We start from the raw sequence: 257 nt of genomic DNA, 5'->3' as shown, positions 1-257 counted from the left end.
AAGGACCGTGCTCCCAACCTAGTTGTTTACGAGTTGCTGCGATTTCGTCAGCGCCTAAAGGTGCACCGTGACAGTCGTGCGTACCTGCTTTGTTTGGAGAACCAAATCCGATTACTGTTTTAGTACAGATAAGAGTAGGACGAGGATCCGCTTTAGCCGCTTCAATCGCTGCGTTGATCGCGTCAGAGTCATGACCATCTACCGCTGGGGTTACGTGCCAGCCGTATGCTTCAAAACGCTTAGGGGTATCGTCAGAG

At 51.4% G+C, this 257-nt stretch carries 1 pseudogene; it reads right to left on the bottom strand.

From position 1 onward, the window contains the following. Positions 1-257, bottom strand: a pseudogene (locus FTW16_RS22730) (transketolase); the annotation flags it as partial.

This window comes from Vibrio sp. T20 (assembly GCF_007858795.1).
Classification (GTDB): Bacteria; Pseudomonadota; Gammaproteobacteria; order Enterobacterales; family Vibrionaceae; genus Vibrio; species Vibrio satsumensis.
This window is presented reverse-complemented; position numbering and strand designations above follow the sequence as displayed.